Below are 18,042 nucleotides of genomic sequence, written 5' to 3' on the forward strand. Positions count from 1 at the left end.
GTTCAGACCTCCAGACGGTAGACGCCGAGCAGGCGGCGGACGAGATCGGGCAGTGAGGGCACCACCCGGTTGAACTCCTGGGTCATGCGCATCCGCAACACGGTGTAGAGATAGATGCCGTAGACGGCGGCCAGGAACACATCGGTACCGAACAGGCCGGGACCCGCGGCGGTGAAACCGGCGGCCTTCCCCGTCTCGTCGACGAAGGCCATCGCCTCCCCCACCGACAGGTAGGTCTCGCCACGCGAGGTCCCGGCGGCGAGATCGACGTCGTCGGTGACCACCAGCCGCAGGGCCCCGGTCTCGACACGCGGATCCCAGATCCACCGGGTCCACAGCCAGTACCGGTCCGGGAAGGCGAAGTGCAGCAGCTCTCCCGGCAGGTCGAAGCCCGGATCGGCGAAATCGGCCAGCACCGTGTCGAACCGGTCGAACCGTTGCACGAGCCCGCCCTTGGCATAGAGCAGGTCGTCGATGGCGGCCGCGAGCCGGTCCGCCGAGACCTCGTCCAGGATGCGGTCCGCCCTGCGCCGGGTGGCGAAGACGTTACGCAGCACCAGGCGCAGGCCGTCCCGGTCCAGCGCGCGGGGTTCGGCGAGCAGGTCCCGCAGCAACCGGGACTTGCGCTCGACGTCCGCGGCGATGGTCCCGAGTTCGGCCGTGGGCATCTTCTCGGAGATCTCGCGCACGAACTCCTGCGCGCTGGGGGTGTCGACGACGGGTCCGGGCATGTTCGGCGGCTCCGGTCTCAGCTCGCGGCCGCGGCGGCGCGGGAACGGACGAAGGACACGGCCTTGAGCGCGGCGTTGGACGCCGAGGACACGGTGTCTTCGAGATCGGCCGGGCCGAGCGCCGCGCCGCACGCGTAGATGCCCTCCCGGTCCGTCGACACCGGATCCAGCGGAGCCCCGACCGCATTGATGAAGCCGTACTTGTTCTGGCCGACCCCGAGCAGCTCGGAGATCTGCCGGGTGCCTGCCGAGGGTTCCATCCCCACCGAGAGCACGACCATGTCCATCGGGATCTCCATCGGACGGCCCATCGTGGTGTCCTCGCCGCGGACGATCAGCTTGTCCGCCTTGGGCAGTACCTCCGTGACCATGCCCTTGACGTACTGGACATGGTGCTTCTCCTGGGCGGGCCAGTAGATCTCGCTCTCCCAGTAGCCGTACATGCGCATGTCGATGTAGAAGATGTAGACCTTGCAGTCCGGCAGCAGCTGGCGGACCTCGATCGCCTCCTTGGACGCGATCCCGCAGCACACCTTCGAGCAGTACTCGTTGCCGATATGCCGGTCACGGCTGCCGACGCACTGGATGAAGCACAGCCGCTCCGGCGTTTCGCCGTTCGAGGGCCGCACCACCCGGTGTTCCTTGAGCATCGCCTCGAGGTCCTGCAGGGCGATCACGTCCGGGAACTCGTAGTAGCCGTACATCTGGGTCTCGCGTCCCGGATCGAAATGCTGAAACCCGGTCGCCACCACGACGGCGCCGCACTCGACGGACTCCACTCCCCCGGGCCCGTCCACGGTCAACGTGAACGCGCCCGGCTCACCGTCGAACCCGGTCACCCGGGTGGACAGCCGCACCTCGGCGAGTGGATGTGAAGTGACCAGCTCGGCCATCCGCCGCATCTGCGGTTCGGCTTCCTCGCCGTGCGGGGTCAGGCCCGCGTAGTTCTCCGCGATCGGCGTGCCGCCGAGAAAATCGTGTTGCTCGATGAGCACAACCTTCGCGCCCACCTCGGCAATACCGTGCGCGGCGCGCAGGCCGCCAGGGCCGCCACCGATAACGGCCACCGTGTCCGATGCCATCTGCCCTTCCTCAAGTTTCGTCGCGCCAGGTGCGCGGTTCAGTCGACGTCATCCCAGTCGAGATAGCGTTTCTCGCCCTTCTCGAGCTTCTTGAGCCCTTCCTGGAACTCCGCCCAGGCCTGTTCCCAGTCGATGCCCATCTTCTCCAGCAACGGCCGGTAGTCCGCGGAATGCCAGTGCAGCTGGCACACCTTGTACGGGTGCGCACCCATCGCCAGCGCGGCGAACTGGGCCTCGCTCATCACGGCGACGCCGACGTTGCGCTCGTGCGCCTTGGCCGCGAACTGGCTCTTGTCCAGTGTGGTCACGCAGCCGGTGTCGTGGGTGAGCACGACGTCGGGGTCGGCCTCCTCCTTCATCACCTCGATCTTGCGCATCGTGGCGAAGGAGCGGGTGAAGTCCCGCTGCACCAGGATGTGCCGGAAACCGAAGCCGCAGCAGTCGAACCAGGTGGAGTACTCGCGGACGTCGGCGCCGAGGCGCTGGGCCAGCCCGGTCACCACCGCGGTGCGCTGACCGCCGTAGACGTCGGGATCGTAGATCGCGTCACCCTCGACGAGCTTGTAGTAGTGGCAGGCGGGATGCACGGTGACGCGGACACCGGACAGGTCACGGGTCTGCAGCGCCGCGATCTCGTGGCGCATCGCGTAGAACCACTCCGAATAGTGGACCAGCTCTTCTGGGAACACCAGTTCCTTGCCGAGCTTGCCCATGATCTCCCGCACCTCGGCCCGCAGCTCGGGATGCGTCAGCAGCTCCTCGCGCACTTCCTTGTAGTGCCCGTACGAGGTTCCACAATGGACGAGCGGGAAGTAGCCGGTCTCCGCCGCGGCCGCGAAGTTGCGCACCGCGACCGACGCCTGAGCGGCGACGTTGGAGGTCGCACTCGCGTAGTAGTTCCAGGCGGTGCAGGAAGTCTGGTCACGCGGATCGTGGTAGTCGTACCCGAGCTTGCGCATCACCCAGAAGATCGAGGTCGAGTAGCCGGGGATGTGCCCGCACTGCCCGCAGGACTTGTGGTGCCACAGATGTCCTTTTTGGATCCGCTTCTCCCTGCCGTACTTCGTCGGCACGGTGATCACGTCACCCTGGATCTTCTGCACGACCAGCTCGCCCTGCTCTTCCAGGTGCAGCAGTTCGGCCCTGGGATCCTCGAGCGACCGGCGGTCCGCGCCGCGCTCGAAATGCTCTTTCTTCTGCCTGAGGGCTTCGATCGGAATCGTGGTCATAGCTCGATACCTTCCTCTTCGAGGCGCTCCTCCATCACGTCCTGCAGGATCGAGTGCAGGCTTGCGTCGACGTCGGCGATCATGTCCAGCGCCCCGGTGTGCAGCCAGATCAGGTAGAGCTCGACCAGCGTCTTCTCCGAGACATCCCAGCCCGTGCTCGTCGTGTGCAGCGTCTCCGACGGCAGCGCCCGGCGCCACAGGTCCAGGTTGTTCGACACATCGCCGGTTTCCGGTCCCCAGTCGGGAAACGCGTCCGGCTGCAGCATGTCCGGGGACACCTGGGTGCCGGTGGACATGATCTTGTAGATGATGCGCGAGTAGCCCTCGAGAGCCTCCTTGGCCGAGGCCATCCCGTTGTTGATGGCGACCTCACGCATGATCGTGATGATCCCGCCAGGGTTGTTGCCACGCGGGCAGCGCAGGCACGAGAAGCACTGGGAGCACTCCCAGATGTCCTCCTGCATCTGCTGGTAGATCAGCTCCACGTCCTCGCGGGCCGCGGCCTGCGCGACCCGGCGGGGACTGAAGTCGTAGAACCGGGCCGACGGGCAGGCGGCCACGCAGATCCCGCATTCGTAGCAGCCGTAGAGGTAGTCGGAGAACCGGATGTCGTTCTTCACTTCGCCGAACAGGCGCTCCTTCTCCTCGAAGGGAACGTCCGGATAGCCGGCGACGGTGGGAGCCTTGTAGTAGCTCAGTGCTTCGGTCACGAGCTCATCTCCTAGAAGCTGATGACCGCGTCGGCGTTGATCGCCAGATCGTTGAAGGCGGCGCCCCCGATCATGTCGACCCCGTCGATGAGGCTGTCCAGGCTGAGGTCGTTGAGATCCAGCGACGGCTGGCAGACCAGCAGTCGCACCCCCAGACTCGTCGCCTGCTCGATGAAGTGCCGGAGCGGCTGGCCCCGGTCTCCCTTGGGGCCGATCTTGTCGACGACGTCACGCTGCAGGAGCGTCGGGCCGTACATGGTGAAGTAGATCATCACCTCGCAGTCCATCGCCGCCGCGGACGCCGCGAGGAAGAACGGTGTCGCCGACCGCCCGGGATCGGTGACACCGTGGGTCTGCACGTACAGGATCTTGCTGTCGAACTCTCCAGACCACATTGGACGCTCCCTCACTTCACCCGGCGGATGAGGACGTGGAACACGTCGCCGTCCTTGCGGATGTCAACCAGGTCGTTTCCGGTGCGGCCGGTCCAGGCACGCATATCGGGATCGACTCCGGGATCGGTGGCAAGCAGTTCCAGGACTTGACCGGTGGACAGCGTCTTGATCGCCTGCGCCGTCTTGATCACGGGAAGCGGGCACTGCAGCCCGGTGCAGTCGAGCACCTGGTCGGCCGCCGGCTGGGACTCGGGCACGGCATCGTCTCCTCGCTGAGATCGTGCACACATGGGTGATCCACACCACACATGTGTTATTGCTTATATACTGATATACGCCTGTAGTTCTGTCCAGTACTTCGCCGGAATTTTTCGGCACGTTCTCGAGAAAGCGTGGCCATGACCGTCTCTGACCTGCACTGCGACCGTTGCGGCCGCTTCGTTTCCAGCCCCGCCGATGGCCGGCGCTTCGTCTACCACCCCGGGCGCGCGCAGTTCCGGGACACCTCGGGTCTACTCTGCGTTCCGTGTTGGGACGGGCTGGCGGGGTGGCTGGGCGCGGAGCGCCCGTTGCGCCGGTGCGCCGTGTGCGGCGAAGAGGTGACGCGGGAACAGAGCCTGCACGTGCACACGATCGAAGATCCCCAAGCCTGGCGCCTGTGCTCCCCGCACGCGGTCGAGTTCCTCAACAGCCTGCGCACCGTCGACCCCAAACTCGACGCGGCGACCTTCCGGTTCCCGGGGTCGGACTAGGGCCGGGAGGTGGTGCGGGACCCGTACCGGGGGTCCCCCGCGCCGTAGCATCAAAACCACGACCCCCGGCGCCTGCCGACGAGGCATTCGATGCGGAGATCCACAAGCAACTCAAAGGCAATCAGGCAGTGGTCGCCCCGCCTGCGAAACACGCACCAGCGGCGCGCCGCGGCCAACCGGCGAGCCAGCCGGAGTCGGGTGTAGGCGGCCAGGACCAGCCAACCCCACCGATCGGCCTGCTCAAGTAGGCGCAGCTTCGGGCAGGTGTCGAGAGCGATCTCGGGTTGGCCCCGGGTGGCCGGGTCGCCGAAGCCGAACTCGCTGCCATGGCGGCGTGGCCGGCCCACCGTGTGCGGTGTGTGCAGCGGGGTCCAGCGGCGCAGGACTCGGGCGGTAGCGGCCCGGCTAGCGCGGCGTCGCGCAACCACTCGATGTCCACACGGCCACGGGCCAGGCCCGCATACAGCACGCCCTGGTTTCACCCATGATCAACTGGGGCCGGTCGCCGCACTCCAGACGCAAAACACGCAGCTGGGCTCAGCTGGCGCGGCGGCCGGGGGCGTGCTGCTCGCGCATGAACTCGCAGAGCAGATCCAGGGCCTGCACGACCTTCTGGCTCGTCAGCGCGTAATAGACGTTGTTGCCGTCGCGGCGGGCGGTCAGGATGCCGCGATCGCGCAGCATCCTCAGGTGCTGGCTGGCGTTCGGCTGGGAGGTGCCCAGTGCATCGACGATCTCACCGACCGTGCGGGGGCCGTCTCGCAACTCGTCGATGATGGATAGCCGCATGGGTTCGGCGATCGCCTTGCACACACGCGCGTACAGCTCGTACATCTCCTGCGCTTCGACGTGCACGACAACGCCTCCCGGCCCTCGCGTTACAGCTTAGCGGCGGCCTCGCGGACCCAGCTGGAATCCGTGAGGTCATCCGGCCAGGTTGGCCCTGCCGCGCGCGCCCAGCTCCTCGGCCATGAACTCGCGCAGCAGGTCGACGGCCGCCACGACCTTGTCACTGGTCAGGGCGTAGAAGATCGTGCTGCCGGCGCGTTCCGTCGCCACGATTCCCCGGTCGCGCAGGACGGCGAGATGCCGGCTGGCATTGGGCTGCGAGATACGCAGCTCGTCGGCGATCTCGCCGACCGAGCGCCGCCCGTCCCGCAGCTCATTGATGATGAGCAGCCTTGTCGGATCGGCCAGCGCCTTGCAGATTCGGGCATGCAGCTCGGTCAGCTCCGCCCGGTCCGTCTTTCTCACACCAGCTCCATCCGCCCGCAGCTCTCACCAACGCTACCCCCAGATTACCCTGAGCAGCCGGATTCCAAGCGAACGCGCGAAATGCCCTATCTCACCATCAGCGGCAGCGACCTGCCGAGCAGGCTGCGGCGTGCAACCGGCAGCGTGGCCGCGATGCGGGTGAGCTCGACCGCGGACGGCACGCCGGGCGACCGCAGCACCACCGGCACACCCTCGTCCCCGGCCTCCCGGAGCGGCAGGTCGAGCGGTACCCGCCCGAGGACTTCCGTGCCGGCCTGCTCGGCCAGCGCGTCGCCGCCGCCTTCGCCGAACAGCGGTGTGCTGTCCCCGCAGTGCGCGCACACTGCGGCCGACATGTTCTCCACCACACCGGCGACCGGCATCCGCGCGTCGCGCGCCATCCGGACGACCCGGGCCGCCACGGCCCTCGCCGCGGCCTGCGGGGTGGTCACCGCGAGCAGCGCGGCGTCGGGGACGAGCTCCAGCAACGAAAGCGTGATGTCGCCGGTGCCGGGTGGCAGGTCGAGCAGCAGCACGTCCAGCTCACCCCAGCACACGTCGGCGAGGAACTGCTCCAGTGCCTTGTGCAGCATGGGACCCCGCCACACCACCGGCTGATCCTCGGAGACGAAGAACCCGGTCGACATCAGCCGGACCCCGTGCGCGCGCACCGGCAGCATGACCCCGCCGATCGCGATGGGGCTGCGCCGCACCCCGAACAGCTGCGGCACCGAGTAGCCCCAGACGTCCGCGTCGAGCACCCCCACCCGCTGTCCCGCGGCGGCCAGCGCCGCGGCCAGGTTGGCGGTGATCGTGGACTTGCCGACCCCGCCCTTGCCGCTCGCGACCGCGTAGATGCGGGGGGTGCGGCCCGCGGGCGGTGATCCCGCCCGGAGCCGGTCCCCCAGTTCGGCCCGCGCCCGTTCCGGCAGGGGCGCGAGATCCACCGACGCCCGGCGCACCCCGCTCACTTTCGACACGGCGGCCCGCACCGCCTCGGCGAGCGCGTCGGCCGAGGGATGGTCCCGGGTGAGCAGGTGCACCCGCACCCGGACGCGGCCGCCCGGGTGCACCGACACGTCATCGACGAGGCCGAGGTCGGCCAGTGGCACGCCGGCCTCGGGTTCGAGCACGGCACCTGCCGCGGCCCTGGCCTCGCCGGCGTCCACGGACCGGGCGGCCAGCATGCTCATTCGGCCACTCGGAACGCGCGCCGCTTCGGTTTGACCGGGCGCATGAGGAACTCCGGCCGCCGCTGACCGCCCGGGCCGCGGGTCGCCTTGGTCATGGCCAGCCATTCCCGGTAGACCTCGATCGAGCGTCGCGTGTCGACGAACACGTCGCCGTACTGGTCTCCGGGGTGTGCGGCCTCCATCCGGACCTTCTGCAGCCAGCAGTGCATCCCCGACCACGGGTCCGGCTGGACGCCGAACGCCAGGTTCTGGTGCACACCGGGGTCGGTCCACCAGATCCGCGAGGAGTCCGGGTCGTCGGACTTGAAGGGCGCCACGCCGCCCTTGTAGCGCAGCAGCCAGGATTCGTCGCCGTCGGGGTGGGTGATGTCGACGAGGCCGGAGACCCAGCGGCTGCCTTCCTGGTCCTGCAACCGCCACCGTCCCATGTGGTGCGACAGCGCGCACACCCCGGGCCGGATTCCTTCGGTGACCCAGACGCGGGCGACGAAGTAGCCGATCGAGGTGGACACGCGCACCAGATCGTCGGTGCGCACGCCGAGCCTGGCCGCGTCCCGCGAGTTGAGCCAGAGCGGGTGGGAGTTCGAGATCTCGTTGAGGTACTTGGCATTCCCCGACCGGGTGTGGATCAGCGTCGGGAGCCGGAACGTCGGCACCAGGACCAGTTCACCCTTGTCGAGGTCGATCTCGGACCGGGCGACGTGCGAGCGGATGTAGCCCGGCGTCGCCTGGTCCTCCCAGCCCCAGTCCGCCATCGAGGTGGAGTAGACCTCGAGCTTGCGTGACGGGGTGAGCCAGCCGGCCGTCGTCGTGCCGTCCTCGTGCTGGAGGCCGACCGCGCCGGCCTCGCCGACCAGCGGTGGTGTCGAGTCGAGGTCGGACGGCTTGCGCAGCACGCCTTCGGCGTCGGGTTCGGCACCCTCGAGCTCCGCCGCGGTCAGGGGCCGTTCGTCGGCGCGGTAGATGTCGCTTTGCACTTCGACGACGCCGTAGCGGCGCATGTACTGCAACGGCGTCATGTCCTGGGCGGCGGCCTTGTCCGGCAGCCCGGGCACCTGGTTTTCGAAGATCCACCGGTAGTACTCGTCGACCGTGATCTTCTCCCCCGGCCGGTAGGGCGATTCGAAGTACTTGCGGATGCCGAGCGAGCCGTCCGGATCGATCCGCCAGGACAGGTCGAACCAGAACTCGTTCTCTTCCCACACCTCGCCGGGATTCGCGTCGCGCGTGTCGGCGACCGGATGGCCCGCGCGCTCCAGCGCGACCCGCCGCACCGGCTGGCGGAACCCGAGCCATCTTCCGGCGTGGGTCTCGTAGGAGTGGGTGTCGTGCCGCTCGACCGCGTTGCCCGTGGGCAACACGTAGTCGGCGAACTCCGCGGTCTCCGACCAGGTCGGTGTCAACGCCACGTGCAGCCCGACCTGATCGGTGTCGCGCAGGGTCTTCATCCAGCTGAACCCGTCCGGATAGGTCCACACCGGATTGAACACGCGCGAGAAGTACACCGACAGCCGGCCTCGGCCCTCCTGCAGGAAATGCGGCAGGAGGATGGACAGCTCGTTGCACGACAACGGGTACTCGGCCGGCCAGGCCAGCTCGTTCCAGTGATCGTGCGACGGGGGCATGTTCGGGCCGTGCGGGATGAACTTGTCCCAGCCGTTCGGGCTGGTCCCGCCGACCGTGCCGATCGAGCCGGTCAGCGCCAGCACGAACCACAGCGTGCGGGCGACCTGCCAGCCACCGAGGTTGCCGGCCGCCGCGGAACGCCAGACGTGTGCCGCGAGGCGGTGGTCGCTGGACGCGACGAGCTTCGCGATCTCCTCGATCCGGGCCGCGGGCACCTGCGCCTCGTCCGCCGCGAACTCGAAGGTGTATTCGGCATAGTCCGCTTCCAGCGCGTCCAGAAAGGACTCGAAGGTCGGTTCGCGGTCCGGGTGGCGGCGGGCGAGGTAGGTCTGCCAGTTGAACCACCGCCGCAGGTACGGCTCGTCGATCTGCCGCGTGCGCAGCAGGTAGGACGCCACCGCCAGCAGGATCGCCGCCTCGCTGCCCGGCCACGGGGCCAGCCACACGTCGGCGTGGGACGCGGTGTTCGACATGCGCGGGTCGATCACGACCAGCTTCGCGCCGCCCTGCTTGCCTTCCATGATCCGCTGGGCGTGCGGATTGAAGTAGTGCCCGGTCTCGAGGTGACTGGACAGCAGCAGGATCACCTTGGCGTTGGCGTGATCCGGCGAAGGGCGGTCGTAGCCGCCCCACAGCGTCTGCCCGAGCCTCGCGCCCGACGAGCACACGTTGGTGTGGCTGTTGTGCCCGTCGACGCCCCAGGCCTGCAGGAAGCGCTCGGCGAAGCCGTCCTCGCCGGGACGGCCGACGTGGTACATGACCTCCTCGTGCCGTCCGTCCACAATGGATTTGCGGATCCGGGCGGCGATGTCGTCCAGCGCCTCGTCCCAGCTGACCCGTTCCCACTCGCCGCCGCCACGAGCACCGGTGCGGCGCAACGGGTGCAGGATCCGCTCCGGATCGTTGACCTGGTTGATCGTCGCCGGTCCCTTGGCGCAGTTGCGCCCGCGCGAGCCGGGATGCGCCGGGTTGCCCTCGACCTTCTTGAGGGAGAAGTCTTCCTTGTCCACATACGCCAGGAGCCCGCACGCGCTCTCGCAGTTGAAGCACGTCGTGGGGACGAGCATGTAGTGCCGCGGCACCTTGCGCGGATGCGCCTTCGCGTCGTAGGCGACGACGTCGTCCCACTGCTCGGGCGGCGGGTAGTTGCGCAGGCGCTCGTGGGTGCGCTCCCCCGGAAGTTCGACGGGTTCCGTGTGAGCGGCCGACGGACGCTCAGGAACGATGCGGGTCACGGGCACTGCCTCCTGAAGATGATTCTGGTTAAGACAGGGGAACGTCCTGCGCGGCACGGACGAAGACGCTCTCGTAGGCCAGCAGCGCGACCTGCACGACCACGCCGGCGACCGCGGCGGCGGCCAGCGGGCCCGCCCAGCCGATCCCGGCGAGCACCGCGCCCACCGCGGCCAGCGCGATGCCGCCACCCCAGAACGTCCGCGCGTACCGGCCGCGCACCGCCATCTCCGCCGCCGCGGCGGCGTTCGTGGTGGGATGACGGCCGAGGTACTCCAGCAGCGTCATCCCGATGTGCACGGCGGTGGCCGTGGTGAACGCGGCGACCAGCAGCGTGCGCGCCGGGCCGGTCACGTCCCCGGCGACCGCGGCGATCACCAGCACCCCGCCGCCGACCATCACGGCCTGCACGACCAGGTGCCAGAACAGCAGCGGCGACTGCCACAGATCGCGGCCCTCGGCCTGGCCGAAGAGGAACGCGGTGTAGCCGGTGACCATCGCCCCGGCCAGCAGCGCCGGCACGGCCAGCCAGGTCAGCGCCGCCCCGATGCCGATCCCTGCCATGGAGAGCACACCGAGCAGCAGCCAGGCCGAGAACACCGCGGCCCCGGCGGCAAGCACCACCGCCCCCCAGAACAGCCACGACCTGGGGTTCGGCTTGAGCAGGATGTAGAGGAACCGCTCCGGCCGCTTGAGGTCGGTTACGAGCAGCAGCCCGGTGAGCGCCACCCCGGCCACGCCGGCCGCCGGGGCGAGCACGGTGCCGATCCAGCCCAGATCGACGCCGAGCAGCTGGGCCAGCGCGGCCAGCATCATCGTGCCGGCGCCCACCGCCTTCGTCCACAGGTACGTGGTCACGCGCCAGCCCCACGGGCGCGGGTGCGCGGTGTTCAGCGTGGTCCTCGCCCGGGTCACCGGGTCGGTCGGCAGATCCGCGGCCACCTCGGCCCGGTGCGGATCGGGCGTGGAGAAGATGTAGCCGTCGGACACGGGCGCCGCGAGCGGGTCGAGCACCGCGCGGTCGGCTCCGAGGTAGAAGACGTTCGGGCCGGTCCCCTGCTCGGGCGCGCGGACGCTCACCGGATTGGTCCGGACCAGTTGGGAGATCCCGGACTCCGGATCGTCGAGGTCGCCGACCCAGATGGAGTGGGTCGGGCAGACCACCACGCACGCCGGTTCCAGGTCGGCGTCGACCCGGTGCGCGCAGAAGTTGCACTTCGCCGCGGTGTGGGTGTCCTCGTCGATGTAGATCGCGTCGTAGGGGCATCCCTGCATGCAACTCTTGCAGCCGATGCACCGGTCGCGGTCGAAATCGACGATGCCGTCCTCTCGGGTGAACAGGGCCTTCGTCGGGCAGATCTTCACACACGGGGCATCGGTGCAGTGGTTGCACCGCATGACGCCGAAGTCACGCGTGGTCGCCGGGAACTCGCCGGAGTCGACGTACTTGACCCACGTCCGGAACTGCCCGACCGGCACCTCGTGTTCGGTCTTGCAGGCGACCGTGCAGGCATGACAGCCGACGCATGTCCGCTGATCGATCGCGAAGCCATATCGCATGCGGTAACCGTAGGTCGCGCGGCCACGCCTGGGGGCCCATAGCAGGCTTTGGGACCCCTAAGCCGAGCTTTGGACCCGGCCTGGCTGCCGCCCGCCCGACCTCGCCACCGCGACCACATCGCGGAGCACCCCGGTCAGGCGCCGCCCGGCGGGCCAGACCGCGCGAAGCACCCGGTTCAGCTCCATTCCGGCCATCTCGACGCCCACGAGCCGCCCGTCGGCCAGCTCCGCCGCCACCGCGAGCGAACTCAGGATCGCCGGGCCCACGCCGGCCTCCACCGCCGCCTTGATCGCGGTCGTCGAGGACAGCTCGACCAGCGGACCGGCAAGCGGGCCGTGCTCGGCGAGCACGGCTTCGACGGTTTCGCGCGTGCCGGAGCCGGGCTCGCGGGCGACCAGCGCGGTGGTGGCCACGTCAGCGGCGCCCACGGGATGCCGCCGCCGCGCCCACGGGTGCCCGGGCGCGACCACGAGCCGAAGCCGGTCGTGCCCCACGACCTGGCATTGCAGCCCCTCCGGCATTTCGGGTCCCTCGATGAACCCGATGTCGGCGGCGTCGCTCGCGACGAGCCGGGCGACCTCGGTGGAGTTGGTGACCTGCAGCGCCACGGTGGCCCGTGGCCGCCGGGCGTGCAGTTCGGTCAGCCAGCCCGGGATCAGGTACTCGGCGACCGTCATGCTGGCGGCGATCCGCAGCCGGCGCTCGTGCTGCGCGCGCAGCGCGGCGGCCGCGGCATCCAGGCCGGCCGCGGCGCGGACCACCTCACGCGCCCACTGCTCGACCATCGCCCCCTCGGGCGTCAGCCGGGAACCGGCGGCCGACCGTTCGATCAACGCCAGCCCCAGCACGCGTTCCAGGTTGCGGATACGCGAGCCCGCCGCCGGCTGCGAGATGCCGTGCTCGCGCGCGGCCTGGCCGAGGCTGCCGAACCGCGCGACCGACAGGAAGAGTTCGAGCGCGCCGATCTCCGGCACGCGCGAGGACAGCCGCGCGAACGGCGGCCGCAACTGGGGCGCGGGCACTTCTTCGGCTTCCCGGTGACCGTCCGGGTGCAGTGCGGGCATGAGGCTCACCTTCCAGACCGGACCACTGCCCTGGACAACCGCCAATGTATCCCATCGCCGGCGCGAACAACCGATCGTCGTGTTAGCCTGTCGCGGTGCCGCGCCATCTGACGTCCAAGCGAGTCGTAAGCAGGCGCGCCGGCTGAACCAGGTCGCCGGCGCGCACCGCCGGCGACATCGCATTCTCGGGACCTGGCCCGGATCCATCCGTTTCCCGCCTTCGGAGATCCGCCATGTCCTCCACCACCGCCCCACCCCGCCGCCCCGCGCTGCTCGTGCGGCGCCGGATCGCGACCTACTTCCTCGGTGGCGTCACCGAGATCCCGTGCCTTGTCGGCGCGCTGGCGAAGCAGGGCTGCGCCGTGCACGAACTGTCCGTCGACATCCGCGACGGGGTCAGGGAAAGCGCCATGATCTGCACCGTGATGGCGCCCGGCGAAGAGATCGAACTCCTGCTCGCGCGCCTTCGCGGACTTCCGGCCGTCGTGTCGTCCGAACTCGGCTGAGCTACCGGCCCGGCAGGGAGCCGGGTTCCCAGCCGGGCGGGCCGAACACGTAGCCCAGCCGAGCGCGGATCCCGCGTGCCGCACGGAGATCGCGCCACAGCGCGCCGAACTCGTAGTACTGCAGGGTCAGCACGTTGGTGCTGTCGATGTTCTTGGTCAGGCCGTAGGTCGGCCGGAACGTCTCCGCGCGGAAGCTGCCGAACATCCGGTCCCAGATGATCAGGATGCCGCCGAAGTTCTTGTCGAGGTACTCGGGATCGCTCGCGTGGTGCACCCGGTGATGCGAAGGGGTGTTGAACACGAACTCGAACCACCGGGGCAGCTTCCCGATGGTCTCGGTGTGCACCCAGAACTGGTAGATCAGGTTCACCGAGAACGCGGTGAACACCATCCACGGCGGCACGCCGAGCAGCGGCAGCGGTGTCCAGGCCAGGATCTCGAACCACGGGTTCCACTTCTGCCGCAAGGCGGTGGAGTAGTTGAAATACCGGCTGTTGTGGTGCACCTGATGGGCCGCCCACACCAGCCGGACCCGGTGGGAGATCCGGTGGTAGACGTACCACAGCAGGTCGACGGCGATCACCACGCCGGCCCAGACCCGCCAGTCGTGCGGATCGAGCCGGAACGGCGACACGACGTAGAGCAGGGCATAACCGAACAGGGCGAGCACTCGCGCGCTCCCGCTGAAGATCAGCGAGACGACGCCCATCACGAGACTGTTGCGCGCATCGGTCCGTTCATAGCCCTTGCGCTCGGAGCCCGGTTCCCGCAGCGACAGCATTTCGACGACGAGCGCCGCGATGAAGAACGGGATCGCATAGGTCACCGGTTCGTTCAACTGGTCCCACGGCGACACGGCCCGTCCTCCCGGATCATCGATATGACCCTACGGTCACTTCGCGTGAAGTGACCGTAGGGTAAGTTCAGGACCATGTCAACGGCGGCAGGGCTGGGAACCAAGGGGATGCCGCAGGCCGACCGGCGGCACGAGATCGTCGCGGCGGCGACGGCCGAATTCGCCGAACACGGCTTCGCCGGCGCGTCGATGGCCGAGATAGCCCGCACCGCGGGTATCTCCAAAGCCCTGATCTACCAGCATTTCGACACGAAGGAGCACCTCTACCTCGCGTGCTTCCGCCGCATCGCGGAGCCGCTCGTCGCCCGTATCCGGGCCGAACTGGACGGCGGCGACGCCCCGTTCTCCGTCCCGATCAAGGTGCTCAACGGCATCTTCGAGACGCTGGGCCCGCAGCGCGCGGCGTGGCGGGTGTTCTACGACCCGACCGCGCCCAGGTCCGGCGAAACCGGCTCGCTCATCAGCCACTACCGCCGCCATCTCACCGACTTCGCCGTCAGTGGGGTCGCCGGTTTCCTCGGCGCGCTCGGCGACGACGACGCGCGGGACGTCGACGCGCTCGCCACGGTGTGGACGGCCATCGTCGACGCGGTGGTCGGCTGGGCGATCGCGCATCCCGAGGAAACCGTCGAGGACCTGACCGCACGCTGGGAACGCATCATCACCGCGATCTTCAGCATCGGCGCGAGACCCTCTACAGTCCTGTAGATTGAGACGATGGCACGGCTGAGAGGCGGGCACCGGCGGGGCCCGGGTGAGCTGGAGACCGAGGTGCTCGCGGCCCTGTGGAACCGCCGTGGCCCGATGACGGCGGCCGACGTGCAGCAAGGCCTCGGCGGCGACCTCGCCTACACCACCGTCGTGACGATCCTGACGCGGCTGTCCGACAAAGGCGCGGTGACGCGCGAAAAGCAGGGCCGGTCCTACCTTTACGCGCCGGTGGAGGACGAGGCGGGCCTCGCCGCCCGGCGAATGGGCAAGCTGCTCGACGCGCATCCCGACCGAGCGCGCGTGCTGGCGCGGTTCGTGTCGAACCTGTCCAGCGCCGACGAGGAGACCCTGCGCGCCGCCCTGCGGGACCCGGATGGAGACTGACGCCCGTGGACCCCGGCGTGTATGTCCCCCTGCTGCTACCGCTCACCGCTTGGCCGCTGGCGCGCCTGGTGACCGCGTGGGCGCGCCCTCGCCCCGCGATGTGGCTGATCACCGGCGGGGCGCTGGCCCTCGCGGCGGCGAGCACCGCCGCGTTGTGTGTGCTGGCCTTGGCGGGACTGTCGCTGATCCCGCTCGTCGCTCGCCTCGGTGAGTGGTCCCCGGCCAAGCTGCGCGGGCTGGAGATCGCGAGTATCCCGGTGGAGGCGTTGAGCGGAGTCCTGCTCATCGCGATCGCGGTGTCCACAGTGGTCAGTGCGGTCGGCCGTTTCCGGTGGCTGCGCGGGGTTGTCCGGTCCGTCGGCCAGGTGCCCGCGCGGGCGGGCCTCGTCGTGTTGCCGGATATGGCACCCCTCGCGCTGGCTGTGCCGTGGCGGGGCGGCGGGCGGATCGTCGTGTCGCGCTCGATGCTCGACGCGCTGACCACGGCCGAGCGGCGGGCGCTGCTCGCGCACGAACGGGCGCACCTGCGCGGGCGCCATCACGTGTTCCTGACGGTGCTGTGGCTTTCCGCCACGCTGAACCCGTTGCTGTGGCCGCTGCGCTCGGCAGGAGTGTTCGTGCTGGAACGCCACGCCGACGAGGAAGCCTGCCGCCGGGTAGGGAGCCGGCGTGTGGTGGCCTCGGCGATCGCGAAGGCCGCGCTCGCGGGGAGGATGCCCGAGGCCCCCGCACCGGCGGCGACGGGCGGCCCGGTGCCGCGCAGGGTCGCCGCGCTGCTGCACCCCCCGGCGCCCCGGCTGGACTGGCGGTTCGTGGCGGGCGCCGCCGCGGCGCTGACCTTCGCGATCGCCCTGTGGTCGGCCGTGGCAAGCCTCGACGCGGCCGCCGATCTGCACGCCGGCATCGAGGTGGCCAGCATCACGCCGGTCCACCATCATCACGACGGATGGCCACGCCCGTGATCGGCCAGCGGGCCGACCCGCAGCCCCCGCCGCTCGCACTCGTCGAGAAGCGGGCCCAGCGCGCCGAGCGCCGAGCGCCACGCGCCCGGACTGGCCGCGTGGTCGGAGTCGTGCAGCAGGATCGTGCCGCCACCGCGGAGATCCTTCAGCACGGTGCGCCGTACGGAACCGGCGGTCGCGCGCCGCGTCCAGTCGAAACCCCAGCACGTCCACAGCACCGGGGTCAGCCCCAGCCGCCGCGCCGCCACCAGTGACGGCGTGCTGAACACCCCGTAGGGTGCCCGTATCCATTGTGGACGGTGGCCGGTGGCGTCCTCGATCGCCTCGCAGGCGCGGGCGAGCTCGTCGTACACCCGCCCCGGGCCGTAGCGCAGCAAGCACCGGTGTACCCAGCCGTGTACCCCGATCTCGTGTCCCGCCCCGGCGATCTCCGCCGCGAGCCGGGGCGCCCGCGCGACCTGGTCGCCGAGCAGGAAGAAGCTGGCCCGCACCCCGCGCGCGTCGAGCAGGCGCAGGAAATGCGGTGTGGACAGCGGGTTCGGCCCGTCGTCGAAAGTCAGCGCGACATGATCGGGGTCGCCGGTACCGGCCAGCCGCGGCAAGAACCGGTCACGCAGCGGCGGAACGAACGCCGCGGCGGGTGCGGCGTGCATCACCGCCGCACCCGCGAGCACGGACGCGACTCCCGCGACGGTCCTCATGCGGCCGACACCTCCTCGACGGCCTCACCCACCAGCGCCGCCAGCAACTCCGCCGGATCCACCCCGTCCGGCAGGCCGGGTGAACGAGCCGACCGCAGCGCGTCCGCGAGCGCGCCGGCATCGGGCACGGCCGGCACGAGACCGATCTCGTCCAGGACCCGGGCGTTCGCGCGACCGTGCCCCGGCAGGGACCGGTAGGTGATCACCGGCAGCCCGGACGCGAGCGCTTCCAGCGTGGTGAGGCCACCGGCGTTCTGGACCACCACGTCGCAGGCCCGCAGCAGCGCGGGCATGTCGTCGACCCAGCCGAGCACTCGGGGCACGCCCGCCCGCCGCAACCGCTGCGCGAGCGCGTCGTTGCGGCCGCAGACGACCACCGGCTGCGCCGCACCCGTGGCCGCCACGTCGGCCGTGATGCCCTCCACCTCACCGACGCCCCACGAGCCGGCCACCACCAACGCGAACCGCTCTTGCCCCGCGAGCCCGAACCGCCGGCGCGCCCGATCTCGTTCACCGGGCAAGGCGGGCCGGAACCCCGGCGCCACCACCGGTCGCGCGACCACCACGCGGGGTGCCCCGAGCCTCCGCGCCGCCTGCGCCGCGTGCCGGTTCGGCGCGAGGTGGAGATCGGCATGCTCGGTCACCACCAGCCGGTGCACCGACGGATCCGTCAGGTACACCGCCAGCGGCGCGGTCAGCTCACCCCGCCGCCGCAAGGCACCGAGTGCCTGGCTGGCCAGCGGATAGGTCGAGACCACCAGATCCGGCATCGGGTCGAGCACCTCACGCAGTCTCGGCGACGCGAGCCTCGACGCGGCCTTGGCCATCCCGGCCAGCGGCGGGCGGCCCAGCGCGCCGAGCAGCCAGTCCCAGCTACCCGGGGCGATCTCGAGCTCGCGGTGGTACGCGTCGCACAACCGTTGCCCCAGCCGGCCCGGCAGCAGATCGAGATAGTCATGACGATCGATCGCGAACCCGCGTGCGCGCAGCCGCCGCGCCACTTCCGCGGCGGCGCCGTCGTGCCCCGCACCGATCCGCGCGGAGATCACCACGGCCCGAACTTCTACAGCCATGTCGTAGTTCTACACCACT

General features: G+C 69.8%; 20 protein-coding genes. 5 read left to right on the forward strand and 15 right to left on the reverse strand.

The features are described from left to right. Positions 1 to 2 precede the first annotated feature (2 nt). The 6 genes from FG385_RS14420 to FG385_RS14445 are packed head-to-tail and all read right to left on the reverse strand — an operon-like array spanning position 3 to position 4,404. Positions 3 to 731, reverse strand: coding sequence for a hypothetical protein (locus FG385_RS14420; RefSeq protein WP_139097217.1), 729 nt, complete (start codon positions 729 to 731; stop codon positions 3 to 5). A gap of 17 nt (positions 732 to 748) precedes the next feature. Beyond that, a complete protein-coding gene (locus FG385_RS14425) occupies positions 749 to 1,813 on the reverse strand; it encodes a CoB--CoM heterodisulfide reductase iron-sulfur subunit A family protein (protein WP_139097218.1) in 1,065 nt (354 codons plus the stop codon). A gap of 38 nt (positions 1,814 to 1,851) precedes the next feature. Continuing rightward, positions 1,852 to 3,042: a heterodisulfide reductase-related iron-sulfur binding cluster gene (locus tag FG385_RS14430; RefSeq protein WP_139097219.1), complete on the reverse strand. Its 1,191-nt coding sequence runs from the start codon at positions 3,040 to 3,042 to the stop codon at positions 1,852 to 1,854. Then, entirely contained in the window at positions 3,039 to 3,752 is a 714-nt protein-coding gene (locus tag FG385_RS14435; RefSeq protein ID WP_139097220.1) for a 4Fe-4S dicluster domain-containing protein, read from the reverse strand. Before FG385_RS14435 ends, FG385_RS14430 begins: the two co-directional genes overlap by 4 nt. An 11-nt stretch (positions 3,753 to 3,763) precedes the next feature. After that, positions 3,764 to 4,147, reverse strand: coding sequence for a DsrE/DsrF/DrsH-like family protein (locus tag FG385_RS14440; RefSeq protein ID WP_139097221.1), 384 nt, complete (start codon positions 4,145 to 4,147; stop codon positions 3,764 to 3,766). 11 nt (positions 4,148 to 4,158) lie between these two features. Then, complete coding sequence (locus tag FG385_RS14445) at positions 4,159 to 4,404, reverse strand: sulfurtransferase TusA family protein (RefSeq protein WP_200834451.1); 246 nt, start codon at positions 4,402 to 4,404, stop codon at positions 4,159 to 4,161. 141 nt (positions 4,405 to 4,545) lie between these two features. On the opposite strand from FG385_RS14445, the gene FG385_RS14450 reads away from it, so the two are divergent. Beyond that, a complete protein-coding gene (locus tag FG385_RS14450) occupies positions 4,546 to 4,899 on the forward strand; it encodes a hypothetical protein (protein ID WP_139097223.1) in 354 nt (117 codons plus the stop codon). Positions 4,900 to 5,436: 537 nt separating this feature from the next. Here the strand turns inward: FG385_RS14450 and FG385_RS14455 are convergent. From FG385_RS14455 to FG385_RS14480, 6 genes are all read right to left on the reverse strand, one after another. After that, complete coding sequence (locus FG385_RS14455) at positions 5,437 to 5,754, reverse strand: ArsR/SmtB family transcription factor (RefSeq protein ID WP_200834452.1); 318 nt, start codon at positions 5,752 to 5,754, stop codon at positions 5,437 to 5,439. Between the two features lie 69 nt (positions 5,755 to 5,823). Next, a complete protein-coding gene (locus tag FG385_RS14460) occupies positions 5,824 to 6,153 on the reverse strand; it encodes an ArsR/SmtB family transcription factor (protein ID WP_139097224.1) in 330 nt (109 codons plus the stop codon). An 86-nt stretch (positions 6,154 to 6,239) separates the two neighbouring features. Beyond that, positions 6,240 to 7,346 carry a P-loop NTPase gene (locus FG385_RS14465; protein WP_139097225.1) on the reverse strand — a complete coding sequence of 369 codons (1,107 nt, stop codon included), beginning with the start codon at positions 7,344 to 7,346 and terminating at the stop codon, positions 6,240 to 6,242. After that, complete coding sequence (locus FG385_RS14470; protein WP_235022570.1) at positions 7,343 to 10,207, reverse strand: molybdopterin-dependent oxidoreductase; 2,865 nt, start codon at positions 10,205 to 10,207, stop codon at positions 7,343 to 7,345. Before FG385_RS14470 ends, FG385_RS14465 begins: the two co-directional genes overlap by 4 nt. Before the next feature lie 28 nt (positions 10,208 to 10,235). After that, positions 10,236 to 11,765: a 4Fe-4S dicluster domain-containing protein gene (locus tag FG385_RS14475; RefSeq protein WP_139097226.1), complete on the reverse strand. Its 1,530-nt coding sequence runs from the start codon at positions 11,763 to 11,765 to the stop codon at positions 10,236 to 10,238. A 57-nt stretch (positions 11,766 to 11,822) separates the two neighbouring features. Next, entirely contained in the window at positions 11,823 to 12,830 is a 1,008-nt protein-coding gene (locus tag FG385_RS14480) for a LysR family transcriptional regulator (protein ID WP_139097227.1), read from the reverse strand. A gap of 233 nt (positions 12,831 to 13,063) precedes the next feature. On the opposite strand from FG385_RS14480, the gene FG385_RS14485 reads away from it, so the two are divergent. Continuing rightward, positions 13,064 to 13,336, forward strand: a complete 273-nt coding sequence (locus FG385_RS14485) for a hypothetical protein (RefSeq protein ID WP_139097228.1) — start codon at positions 13,064 to 13,066, stop codon at positions 13,334 to 13,336. Position 13,337: 1 nt separating this feature from the next. Here FG385_RS14485 and FG385_RS14490 read toward each other — a convergent pair whose 3' ends face one another. Next, positions 13,338 to 14,192 (reverse strand): sterol desaturase family protein, encoded by an 855-nt coding sequence (locus FG385_RS14490; RefSeq protein ID WP_235022571.1) that lies wholly within the window; start codon positions 14,190 to 14,192, stop codon positions 13,338 to 13,340. 75 nt (positions 14,193 to 14,267) lie between these two features. Between FG385_RS14490 and FG385_RS14495 the strand changes: the two genes are divergently transcribed. The 3 genes from FG385_RS14495 to FG385_RS14505 are packed head-to-tail and all read left to right on the forward strand — an operon-like array spanning position 14,268 to position 16,249. Beyond that, positions 14,268 to 14,900 carry a TetR/AcrR family transcriptional regulator gene (locus tag FG385_RS14495; RefSeq protein ID WP_139097229.1) on the forward strand — a complete coding sequence of 211 codons (633 nt, stop codon included), beginning with the start codon at positions 14,268 to 14,270 and terminating at the stop codon, positions 14,898 to 14,900. Between the two features lie 9 nt (positions 14,901 to 14,909). After that, positions 14,910 to 15,287 (forward strand): BlaI/MecI/CopY family transcriptional regulator, encoded by a 378-nt coding sequence (locus FG385_RS14500; RefSeq protein ID WP_139097230.1) that lies wholly within the window; start codon positions 14,910 to 14,912, stop codon positions 15,285 to 15,287. A 5-nt stretch (positions 15,288 to 15,292) separates the two neighbouring features. After that, on the forward strand, positions 15,293 to 16,249 hold the full coding sequence (locus FG385_RS14505; protein ID WP_200834453.1) for a M56 family metallopeptidase: 957 nt from the start codon (positions 15,293 to 15,295) through the stop codon (positions 16,247 to 16,249). Here the strand turns inward: FG385_RS14505 and FG385_RS14510 are convergent. Next, a complete protein-coding gene (locus FG385_RS14510; RefSeq protein WP_139097231.1) occupies positions 16,225 to 16,950 on the reverse strand; it encodes a polysaccharide deacetylase family protein in 726 nt (241 codons plus the stop codon). The genes FG385_RS14505 and FG385_RS14510 overlap by 25 nt on opposite strands. Further along, positions 16,947 to 18,023, reverse strand: coding sequence for a glycosyltransferase (locus FG385_RS14515; RefSeq protein ID WP_139097232.1), 1,077 nt, complete (start codon positions 18,021 to 18,023; stop codon positions 16,947 to 16,949). The genes FG385_RS14510 and FG385_RS14515 overlap by 4 nt, the downstream gene beginning before the upstream one ends. Positions 18,024 to 18,042: the final 19 nt, after the last annotated feature.

Source organism: Amycolatopsis alkalitolerans (genome assembly GCF_006152065.1).
Classification (GTDB): domain Bacteria; phylum Actinomycetota; class Actinomycetes; order Mycobacteriales; family Pseudonocardiaceae; genus Amycolatopsis_E; species Amycolatopsis_E alkalitolerans.